Source organism: Chloroflexota bacterium, from assembly GCA_026389585.1.
Lineage (GTDB): Bacteria > Chloroflexota > Dehalococcoidia > UBA2247 > RBG-13-53-26 > JAPLHP01.
The window spans coordinates 16247-27259 of record JAPLHP010000034.1; the positions used below are offsets into that span (position 1 = coordinate 16247).

The 11013-nt window shown below is 55.1% G+C and carries 8 protein-coding genes and 2 pseudogenes; 8 read left to right on the forward strand and 2 right to left on the reverse strand.

Going from position 1 to position 11013, the window contains the following annotated elements; translation table 11 throughout:
- Positions 1-119: 119 nt before the first annotated feature.
- The 3 genes from NTZ04_02870 to NTZ04_02880 all read left to right on the forward strand — a co-directional run bounded on the left by NTZ04_02870 (position 120) and on the right by NTZ04_02880 (position 2179).
- Positions 120-1301, forward strand: a complete 1182-nt coding sequence (locus tag NTZ04_02870; protein ID MCX5991262.1) for an MFS transporter — start codon at positions 120-122, stop codon at positions 1299-1301.
- Between the two features lie 158 nt (positions 1302-1459).
- The gene (locus tag NTZ04_02875) at positions 1460-1984 is read left to right on the forward strand and encodes a DUF6141 family protein (GenBank protein MCX5991263.1); all 525 of its coding nucleotides are present in this window, start codon (positions 1460-1462) and stop codon (positions 1982-1984) included.
- Positions 1985-1996: 12 nt separating this feature from the next.
- Positions 1997-2179 carry a zinc ribbon domain-containing protein gene (locus tag NTZ04_02880; GenBank protein MCX5991264.1) on the forward strand — a complete coding sequence of 61 codons (183 nt, stop codon included), beginning with the start codon at positions 1997-1999 and terminating at the stop codon, positions 2177-2179.
- Positions 2180-2252: 73 nt separating this feature from the next.
- Here NTZ04_02880 and NTZ04_02885 read toward each other — a convergent pair whose 3' ends face one another.
- Both NTZ04_02885 and NTZ04_02890 read right to left on the reverse strand, forming a co-directional pair.
- The gene (locus NTZ04_02885; GenBank protein ID MCX5991265.1) at positions 2253-5213 is read right to left on the reverse strand and encodes an FtsX-like permease family protein; all 2961 of its coding nucleotides are present in this window, start codon (positions 5211-5213) and stop codon (positions 2253-2255) included.
- Positions 5214-5215: 2 nt separating this feature from the next.
- Positions 5216-5905 (reverse strand): ABC transporter ATP-binding protein, encoded by a 690-nt coding sequence (locus NTZ04_02890; protein ID MCX5991266.1) that lies wholly within the window; start codon positions 5903-5905, stop codon positions 5216-5218.
- Between the two features lie 283 nt (positions 5906-6188).
- Between NTZ04_02890 and NTZ04_02895 the strand changes: the two are divergent.
- The 5 genes and pseudogenes from NTZ04_02895 to NTZ04_02915 all read left to right on the forward strand — a co-directional run bounded on the left by NTZ04_02895 (position 6189) and on the right by NTZ04_02915 (position 10919).
- Positions 6189-7735: pseudogene (locus NTZ04_02895) on the forward strand (class I SAM-dependent DNA methyltransferase).
- Complete coding sequence (locus NTZ04_02900; protein ID MCX5991267.1) at positions 7735-8928, forward strand: restriction endonuclease subunit S; 1194 nt, start codon at positions 7735-7737, stop codon at positions 8926-8928. The pseudogene NTZ04_02895 and the gene NTZ04_02900 overlap by 1 nt, the downstream one beginning before the upstream one ends.
- The gene (locus NTZ04_02905) at positions 8925-9641 is read left to right on the forward strand and encodes a DUF3800 domain-containing protein (GenBank protein MCX5991268.1); all 717 of its coding nucleotides are present in this window, start codon (positions 8925-8927) and stop codon (positions 9639-9641) included. Before NTZ04_02900 ends, NTZ04_02905 begins: the two co-directional genes overlap by 4 nt.
- Entirely contained in the window at positions 9638-10111 is a 474-nt protein-coding gene (locus NTZ04_02910) for a hypothetical protein (protein MCX5991269.1), read from the forward strand. Before NTZ04_02905 ends, NTZ04_02910 begins: the two co-directional genes overlap by 4 nt.
- Before the next feature lie 127 nt (positions 10112-10238).
- Positions 10239-10919 (forward strand): annotated as a pseudogene (locus NTZ04_02915) (type I restriction endonuclease).
- Positions 10920-11013: the final 94 nt, after the last annotated feature.

Consider the following 11013-nt stretch of genomic DNA (forward strand, 5'->3'; position numbering starts at 1 on the left):
ATACCCTCCTCCATTTTCCATGCCAAGGCACTGCCTTCAGGGAACAACGACGATGGTTGGCTTTCCCTGCGGTTCTCTGCTACCCTAAGTTTTCACTGATTAGTGCGGTGCTTTGTCCGATGAATGAAGTGACCCCGGGCGCAACTGAGAGCAAGAGCAGATATGGCCTGGTGATGGTCGCTTTCTCGTTTGCCATTGCCTTCATGCTGCACCTCCTGCTCTTCTCCACCGCACCGATGGTCGACGTCGTTATGGAGGAGATGCACCTGTCCCATGCCGGTTTCGGTCTCGTCTTCTCGGCAGCGATGATCAGTCTGGTCATCTTCAGAATACCCTGGGGCCTGGTAGGCGATAGAATCGGCTATCTCAATGCTTTCCGTATAGCCTTACCCCTCACGGCGGGCTTTGCTGTGCTGAGGGCATTCGCGCCGGGATATGTGATTCTCCTGCTGAGCCAGTTTCTTCTGGGGACGACCCTGGCCATGGTGCTCCCTTGCCTGCCGCTCATTGTGAAGGAGTGGTCACCCGGGAGGCCGGGACTCTCCACGGGCATCTACGTTTCGGGTTTCGCTGCCGGCAATGCCACTGCCCTGGGGCTGACGCCGCAGTTGCTCAAGGTACTGGAGTGGAGAGAGGTGCTCCTTGTTTACAGTGGACTGGCAGCAGCGATATGCCTGCTGTGGCTGGTCTTTGCCAGAAGCACAGCGAAGGGTGAATCCAGCTTGCGGCTTGACAGCTTCGCCAGGATTATCAAGGACAAGTATGTCTGGGTGCTATTGCTTTTCATGATGGCATCTATGGGCAGCTACGATACGCTGGCTACCTGGATGCCAAAGGTGCTGGAGATGAAGGGGCTCAAGGAGTCGCTGGCTACTATTCTTCCCCTGGGATTCTTTCTGGCCGGGCCAATCGTTGGCCTCATCTCAGACAGGTTCAGTAATACCAGGTTGATCGTCGCTGTCTCGGGGATCGTGGCTGCCATATCCATTGTGGGCATAAACTATGCTCCTTTTCCTCTAGTGCTCCTGTGCCTCTTTCTGGCGGGGTTCAGCACTATCGGCGTGCTTACCATCAGCCTGGCCATGCCCACCAAGCACCAGCGTCTCTCGGCTACTGCCGGCAGTGTCGTTGGGCTTACCTCGGCACTGGGCAATGTCGGTCCCCTCGCTATGCCTGTGCTCTTTGGTTTCCTCATAGATGTTACCGGGACCTTCTACGCCTCGGTTCTCAGCGTAGCTGCGCTGGCTGGCATTGTCTTCATCCTTGGCTCCAGGTTTAGTGAGGAAAGTCCTCCAGGATGATTTTGAACCTGAACCTTGCAGGATGCCTACACCTTATGGTGGTGCGGCGACGAAATGCCGAACGATATGAACAGGCATGAGAGGCAAGAAAAGAGATATAATAACAAATGAGGATCAGGAGTCCGGGGTTGCCATGGGGAAGGTCCCCGGAGGCCGCTATGATGAACAAGTACCGCACCGATCTGCTCTACCGTGAGGTGCAGCACTTCCGCCAGGTGTGGCTGTGGGTTCTGTTGCTGGGCATTTCCTCCGTGAGCATATACAGTGTCGTACAGCAGTTGATCCTGGACAAACCCTTTGGCAATAACCCCGCCCCGGATATCTTTGTGGTCATCATCGGACTTATCTTTGGACTCGGCTTCCCCATTTTCTTCTACAGGATTACCCTGACGACGCAGGTCACCAGTGACGGCCTGTACTTCAGGTTCTTCCCGCTGCATCTCTCTTTCCAGAAGATATCGCTGGAAGATCTGAAGGCTTACGAAGCTATAACCTACAGGCCTCTCAAGGAGTATGGCGGTTGGGGCATTCGTTACGGGGCAAAGGGCAAGGCTTATAACATCAGCGGCAATCGCGGGGTGCAGTTAGAGCTCTCCAGTGGCAAAAGGATACTGATCGGCTCACAGAAGCCTGAAGAACTTGCCGGAGCCATCGGTTCGGCTGTGAAAATGCTGAGGAGATGAAGGAGGAAGAGGATGCCTATTTACGAATACGAGTGCTCCAGATGTGGCCACAGGTTTGAACTACGCCGCGGTGCAGATGAGAGCGACAGTGACATAAAGTGTCCCGTCTGTGGCAGCGAACACCCTCGAAGGGTTCTCTCCAGCTTTGCCACAGGGTCTTCAGGTGAGGCTTGTGCCCCTGCCAGGCGCACCTGAGGCGCAGGTAAGTGAGGCAGGTTGCCTCACGGGAGCCAGCTAAGGGCAATCATCAGCCATGATGATTGCCGACCTATTCATACCGCAGGGCTTCTGCGGGATAGATCCTTGATGCATGCCAGGCTGGCAGCAGAGTCATGAGGAGAGAAGCGACGTAGGTTATTCCCACAATTATCACAATCTGCATCCAGGGAATGTGGAATTTCAACCCCTCCATCTGATCAGACATGAAGTTGATGACATTGTGGGATAGGGCCAGCCCCAGCACTACCCCGATGAAGATGCCCAGCAGCGCTACTAAGGAAGACTCCAGCAGGAAGCTCAGCTGCACCGTGCGCCGCTGGTATCCTATGGCTCTTAGTACCCCTATCTCATGACGCCTCTCCACCACGGCCCTGGTGCTTATCACCCCCAGGGCGGCAATGCCTACTACCAGGCCGAGGGACATGAAGCCCTGGAGCAAGGAGTTCACGGCGAAGATGGCCTTGCTACCCTCATCCAGCATTTCCTTTACTGATGTGGCTTCCATGCCGTGGGTGAGGAATGCCGTATCAAGGGCATCGGCTACCGCTTTGGCATCCACACCTTCGTTCAACTGGAAGAGATAGGTCGTAGGCACTAAAGCGGCGGGCCAGGCCAGGCCCAGCGTCGTCTGGGAGGTGTAGACCCCGTAGTTGAAGCTCACCGATTCGAGGACGCCGATGACAGTGAGCTTTATCTGCTGGCCGCTGTACGGGTCCTGCATCTCCACTTCTATGGCAGTGTCTATGCTCTTGTCCTCCTGGTATATCCCCTCCAACTGGAAGTCCTCCCCGCCTCCCCCGAGCCCGAACTGGTTTCGAGAGGGCACCATATCGGAGCTGACCACCGCCAGGTTTGGTTTATCTCCGATATCCTGCCATATCTCCTGAGGAGAGGTATAGCCTTTGGCCATGAGGGCGAACTTGAAGGTGTTGGTATTCAGGTAGGTATTGTCCACGCCGTGGACAAGGTACGGTTTCCACTCCTGGCTTTTGGCATCGACCTGGCGAATCTCCAGAGGCAGCGTGGATTGGCCGGCAATGGCCTTGAAATCGTCAGCGTTAAGGCCAGGAGCGGCGGCAATGGCGGCGTGAATATCAGGGATAGGGTTGGTCACTGTACCCTGCACATCATAGCCGCCGGAGAATGACTCCACATCTTTTAGGGCAGCCGTGGTCGAAGTGATGATCGCGGACATGAAGATCATAGTGAAAATCACCAGGGAGAACATGGCCAAAGTTAACCCGGTACGCATACGGTTCTTCATGGGATAGGCCAGGGCTGTTCTCAACGCCGGGACCACGCCTCTAAGACGGCTCGCTGCAATCGTGAGAATGCGTAGCAAGATGTCCAGGTTGTAAGTCACCACCCAGACGGCACCGAGAACCATGATCATTCCGCTGAGAAAGAACATCTCTATCCCCATGCTCAGGTCGCCAAACAATACCTCCAGGACATCAATAGGAAGCAGGGTCCAGACCAATAGAGCGATCCCGGCCAGGGTGAACGCGATTCTCTCCTTTACACCAAAACAGCGCAGCAGAAGTGCCAGGCCTATGATGAATAGCGAGATCCCAATGTAAAGAGAGGTGCCACTACCGGAGGAAACTCCACCGAGAGATGACATTAAACCAATGAACAGCACCAGTAAGGCCAGAACCAGCCCCCGGCGTCCTACTTTTTCAAATCTGGGCTCGGGGATATCCCTGATAGCCCTGACGATGTTCAGTCGGCTCACCCTCCAGGATGCGACAGCAACGGTGATGAAAGTGACGAGCATCCCCAGAGTGAAAGCCACCACCAGGCTCCTTGGTTCAAAATGGAAGGCTAGATCCAGCTGGGTATTCTGGAAAATGCGAGCCATAATACCCGCTATGGCGAAGGTTAGCGCCACGCCCAGAACTACCCCCACCAGGGCAGCCCCGAGATCATAGGCCGTGCCTTCAAAGATAAACATCTCGATCAGGTGGTGCCGCTTGGTCCCCACTGCTCTGGCCATACCCATCTCTGACTTGCGGGCTGCGGCCAGCATCATGAAGATGAGTAAGATGAGCAACACCCCGGCGGCGATGGAGAAGAGGCCAATAGCCACGAATATAGTGGTGAATGCACTGCCAGCGGTATCGGCTTCTTTCAGCGTATCCTGCTTCACCGTCTGCACCTTGAGTCCGGTGCCTTCAAGAAGGTATTCCAGCTTGCCTTTGACCTGGTCACTGTATTTGGCTCCATCCACCGGGCCGCCATAGTTAGAGACGTAAATAGCGTTAATTTGCCCTTCTTTGCCCAGGATTTCCTGGGCCATTGAAAGCGGCATGATCAGAGTCGAAAGACTGTTCGATGAAGAGCCCTTCACGGCTGCCTTGAGCTTGAGCACGGTAGGTTGCTCCCCTAAGAAGAGGTAAAGCATATGGTCAGGCTTGGCGTTCAGATCCTCTGCTGTCTTGTCATCCAGGTAGACTTCGTTTTCACCCAGGTCGTCGAGAGTGACCACCTGACCCTGCGTGTCCTTCATCTCTGAAAAGGTATTCATATATTGAGCGTCGGGGGCAAAGACGGCGATGCCGGAGAGTTTCTTTTGTGAAGTGACATCTATCAATGGTGCTGATTCAGTGATAGCAGGTAGGAGCCTGTCAACCTTGTCGTAACCCAGAAGGTATGTGCGCATTTCGTCGAAACGGGAATAGTCGAAGTAGTTCGAGCCGCCGGGGGAACCGAGGTCGCCGGCGCTGACTACTTCGTCGGTGTTGCCCAGACCGCGTGCTGCGAGAGACCTGATGGTGTAAACGATGGTGTCTCCTGTGCCGAACGCACTGGTGATGATGACGGTGCTCAACATGAGGCCCAAGATGATGAGCGCTGTCTGGGCCGGCCGCTTGGGGATATTTCTCAAACCCAGCTTAAGCATGATGCGACTGCGCCAGGCCAGCACTCCGATAAACCCCATGACGATGACAAACAAGGCCAGCAGGACTATGGTGATGGTGGTCATGGAGACACCGAATAGCTTTTGCATGGCTACTTTCCACTCACGATCAGGCCATCCCGCATCCTGACGATGCGGTTGGCTCTGTCGGCGACCTCCTGGGAATGGGTCACCAGGACAAACGTCTGGCGGTTCTCCTTGTTCAGGCGGCAGAGCAGGTTCATGATCTCGGCAGTGGTCTCGCTGTCCAGGTCTCCGGTGGGCTCGTCACCCCATATAATAGCCGGCTGATTCACCAGTGCCCTGGCGATAGTCACCCGCTGCCGCTGTCCTCCCGACAGCTCCGCCGGTATGCGGTCTGCCAACTCTGCCAGCCCTATCATCTTCAGCGACTCCAGAGCGCGCTGTCGGCTCTTGGCTGACGGGACTCCGGAGACAAGCAGGGGCAGTTCGATGTTTTCCACAGATGTGAGCACAGGCAGGAGGTTATACAACTGGAAAACGAAGCCCATCCGGCGGGCACGGTACTCAGTACGCGTGTTGTCTGACATGTCCTTGATCGGGGTCCCTTCGATTAGCACCTCACCCTGGTCGAAGTCATCCAGCCCGGCGAGGCAGTTAAGCAGGGTAGTCTTCCCGCAGCCGCTGGGACCCATGATGGCCACCATTTCGCCCCGTCTCACAGTGAAGTCAATGCCCCTCAGAGCATTGACCTTGATTTTGCCGGTATCGTATGTCTTGTGCAGACCTTTGACACTAATGATCGGATCTTCTTGCGCCATCTCTTCCCTCCTGGCCCAGCTTCTGGCAACTTAGCCAATATTGTAGAGGAAAGCTATACGTCGGGCAATTCGGTTGAGTTCACTAATGGTTGGTAAAGGCTCCGTAGCAAGAAGCAAATTGCATCAAAGCCAACCACGATTTGATTTAATCCCTGGTCCCCCTTTGTATCCAGGCTGAGGTTTGGCGCCACACCTCGTCGTTCTTGACATTATCCTTGACTCTACTCTAGGATTCACGCAGCTATTGCAGCAGCATGAATGAGAATCGGCGCAGGGGGAAACCATGAATCATAGTGGCAACAACATCGAAACCCGTCTCTGGGCCGCGGCGGATGAGCTGCGGGCCAATTCCAAGCTGAAGTCCTCGGAATACTCCGTTCCGGTGCTGGGGCTGGTCTTTCTGCGCTATGCCGACCCAAGTTCCAGGCGGCGGCCCGGGAACTGGCAGGACAGGGCGGCGGGCGGCGCACCATCGGCCCGGCGGACTATCAGGCCAAAGGTGTGCTTTACCTGCCCGAGGCGGCGCGCTTCTCGGCGCTGATCAAACTGCCCGAAGGGGCCAATATCGGTACGGCCATCAATGAGGCCATGCGCGGCATCGAGGCGGAGAACCCCGACCTCAAGGATGTCCTGCCCAAGACCTACAACCGCTTCGAGAACTCCCTCCTCAAAGAACTGCTCAAGACCATGAACTCCGTCCCCATGGACATCGAGGGGGACGCCTTCGGCAAGATTTACGAATACTTCCTCGGCCACTTCGCCATGAGCGAGGGGCAGAAGGGCGGCGAGTTCTTCACCCCCACCGCCATCGTCCAGCTTCTTGTCAGCATCATTCAGCCGTTCCATGGACGCATTTTTGACATTGCCTCCGGCTCCTGTGGCATGTTTGTGCAGAGCGCCCGCTTTGTCGAGGAACACAAAAAGAACCCCGGCGCTGAGCTCAGCATATACGGACAGGAAAAGGTGGCCGAAACCGTCCGCCTGGGCAAGATGAACCTCGCCGTGCACGGTCTGGCCGGAGACATCCGCCAGGGCAACTCCTACTACGAAGACCTGCACCGCTCCACCGGCAAGTTCGATTTTGTCATGGCCAATCCGCCCTTCAACGTAGATAAGGTGGACAAAGAGCGCCTCAAGGACGACCCGCGCTTTCCCTTCGGCCTGCCCCGCGCCGACAACGCCAACTACCTCTGGATTCAGCTCTTCTACAGTGCCCTGAACGACACCGGTCGCGCCGGTTTCGTCATGGCCAACTCCGCCTCCGACGCCCGCGGCTCGGAACTGGACATACGCCAGCAGATCATCGAAGCCCGCGCCGTGGATGTGATGGTGGCGGTGAGCGCCAACTTCTTCTACACCGTCATCCTGCCCTGCACCCTCTGGTTCTTCGACCGGGGCAAGCGCAAGACCGCCCGCGCCGACAAGGTGCTTTTTATTGACGCCCGCCACCTCTACCGCCAGATCGACCGTGCCCACCGCGACTGGACCTCTGCGCAGATCGAGTTCCTGGCCAACATCGCCCGGCTCTACCGCGGCGAAGCCGTCGAAAACCTGCACGACAGCGCTGGCCTGATGGCCGAACACTTTCCCGAAGGGCAATATGCCGACGTAGCGGGTCTGTGCAAGGTGGCAACGCTGGAGGAGATCGAAGCCCAGGGATGGAGCCTCAACCCCGGCCGCTACGTGGGCGTGGCCGCCCGCGCCGAGGATGACTTTGACTTCAAGGAGCGGCTGGAGGAGCAGAACGAGGAACTGGAAACCCTCATCGCTGAGGCCCGGGAACTGGAAGCGCGGATTGCGGAAAATGTAACAAGAATTTTGGAAGCGTGATGAAAAACGATTGGAAAAATTGCCAGCTCGGAGAAGTGCTGACCTTTCAGCGTGGGTTTGATATCACGAAGAAAGAGCAACGTGATGGGCCTTATAAAGTCTTCTCGTCGTCTGGCCCAAAATCGACTCATGCCGTCTACAAAGTCAAAGGACCAGGAGTCATCATAGGTCGAAAGGGCACGCTTGGTAGTGTCTTCTTCACGCGCGACAATTACTGGCCGCATGACACCACGCTTTGGGTGAGGAATTTTCACGGGAATGATCAGAAGTTTGCTTATTATTTTATCCAAACAATGGGCTTCGAGAAACTAGACGTCGGAGCAGCTAACCCCTCCCTCAACCGCAATCACATTCATACGATACCGGTCCAATATCCCCACCTCCCTGTCCAACGGAAAATCGCGGCAATCCTCTCTGCTTACGACGACCTGATCGCGAACAACCTGCGGCGGATCAAGATTCTGGAAGAGATGGCGCAGAATCTCTACCGCGAGTGGTTCGTCAAGTTCCGCTTCCCCGGCCACCAGCATGCCCGCTTCACCGATTGCCCCCTCGGCAGGATTCCGGAGGGGTGGGAGGTGTGCACTGTCGAGAACACCTTCGCTATTATGGGTGGTGGAACACCATCAAAAACTGTTCCCGAATACTGGGATGAAGGAATTATCAACTGGTATTCGCCAACCGATCTCACCGCAACAAACTCTATGTTCATGGAGCGTTCCGGCAATCAAATCAGTGAACTGGGCCTGAAAAAGAGTTCTGCACGTTTATTCCCACCGTTTTCCGTGATGATGACCAGTCGGGCTACGCTCGGCGTGATTTCAATCAATACTACCGAGGCCTGTACGAATCAGGGCTTTATAACCTGTGTTCCGAACGAGCGTTTCCGGCTTTATACCCTCTACTACTGGCTCAAGGGAAATGTGGAGTATTTCATCAGCCTTGGAACAGGTGCCACTTTCAAGGAAATCACCAAGGGCGTATTCAAAACTATCGAACTGGTAGTTCCGACACAGGCTATTGCAGCTCAATTTGAGGATACGGTGCAGCAGTTCGCCCTTCGGGTATTGAACCTGCAAAGAAAAAATACCGTCCTCCGCCGCACCCGCGACCTGCTGCTGCCCCGGCTCATCTCCGGCGAGGTGGATGTGTCGGAACTGGACATCGCGGTTCCCGAGGAGGGCAAAGCATGAGTGAGACCTTCAACATCTACTGTGACGAATCCTGCCACCTAGAGTACGATAACCAGCCGGTGATGCTGTTGGGCGCCATATGGTGCCCGCGAGAAGAGGTTGCGCGGCTGTCAAAGGAAGTGCAGGAAATGAAGGCTCTCCACCGGGCGACGGGGGAGCTGAAGTGGACTAAGGTATCCAAGTCAAGACTGGGTTTCTATCTTGAGATCGTTGATTGGTTCTTAGCTGAAGCATCGCTACGTTTCCGTGGGCTGGTGATTCTGAATAAGGAACGGCTAGACCACAATCAATTCAATGAAGGCTCCCACGACGAGTTCTATTATAAGATGTACTTCTCGCTGCTCAGTAAGATCTTAAGCCCGGATATGCGATACAACATTTACCTAGACATCAAGGATACGCGCAGCAGATTGAAACTTAGGAAATTGGAGGAAGTGCTTTGTAATGACCAGTATGACTTCACGGGTCAAATGATCGCGCATTTGCAGAACATCCGCTCCCATGAGTCATGTTTATTACAGGTCTGCGATTTCCTCCTCGGGGCGGTTTCCTACCGGCATCGTGGGCTATCCGAGAATCCAGCCAAAGTCGAGATCATAAAGCATCTGGAGGCTCGGTTGGGACGTGTTCTGCTTTATTCGACTCCGCTTCGCGAAGAGAAATTCAATTTGTTTCTCTTCGCGCCACGAGACGATGGGGATAAAGAGAGATGAGTTGCCCGGAATGGTTACCGGACCTCTTCCCGGTCGATCCTTGGATCAGCACTACCTACGAGGCATTGTACCGCTTGTTTCAGAAGGATTTTGTCGAATCACAACCTGTCTATAAGGGGCAAACGGTATGGATCTTCCCTGAAAAAGAGGACGGGAAGGAAAAGATTTTCTGGCATCTAACTACAAGGGACGAAAAAGAGGCTGGGGAACGCCTGCCGGATCTTCGCAGGTCTGAGCGATTGCCATGGGTTAGACCCATGCTGAATCAGACGGAACGCCCCGAAGCTTTGGCATGGGATTACGAGGAGGGGGATGGAACGGTCAAGACGTATGTTTGGCTGGAGAACTACGATTTCGTTGTTATCTTGAAAAAGTATCCGAACACCAGCCGACGGCTGATCACATCATTCTGGGTGGAATATGGGAACGCTAAGACGAAGCTTAGGAAGAAGTATGAACGGAGACTCTGAGCCCATAAATGATAAAGACCAGCGCAGAGCGTTGGTCCAACTCCTTCCACCATGGGTGGATGAGATAACACTATTATCGTCGAGATTTGCCGAAAAGTCAAATGCCATAATGGAATCGGAGTAACAAGTGTCTGGCTATTCTGAAGAATCTCTCATTGAAAAACCGGCCATCGCCCTGCTGGCGGAACTGGGCTGGGAGACGGTCAACGCCTACGGCGCGAGTACCCTGGGCCGTGAGACCAAGGCCGAGGTCATCCTCACCTCCCGCCTGCGCCCCGCCTTGCTTCGGCTCAACCCGGACGCCCCGCCCGAGGCCATCGGCCAGGCCATCGAGGAACTGATCCGCGACCGTTCGCGCATGAGCATGGTGGCCGCCAACCGTGAGATCTACCACCTGCTCAAGAACGGCGTGCGCGTTCCCGTGCCCGATCCCGAAGGAGACGGCGAGGTGGTGGAAGTGGTGCGGGTGGTGGATTGGGACAACCCGGCCAATAACGACTTCCTGCTCTGTTCCCAGTTCTGGGTCACCGGCGAGATGTATACCCGCCGGGTTGACCTGGTTGGCTTCGTAAACGGCCTCCCACTGGTCTTCATCGAGCTTAAAGCCGTCAAGAAACAGGTAGAGGACGCTTACAACGATAACCTCAGGGACTACAAGGACACCATCCCTCACATCTTCTGGTACAACGCCTTCATAATCTTATCCAACGGCACCGATAGTAAAATTGGGAGCATGACGGCAGCCTGGGAGCACTTCGTCGACTGGAAGAAGATTAGCAGTGAGGGCGACGAGGGCATCGTCTCGCTTGTTTCAGAAGGATTTTGTCGAATCACAACCTGTCTATAAGGGGCAAACGGTATGGATCTTCCCTGAAAAAGAGGACGGGAAGGAAAAGATTTTC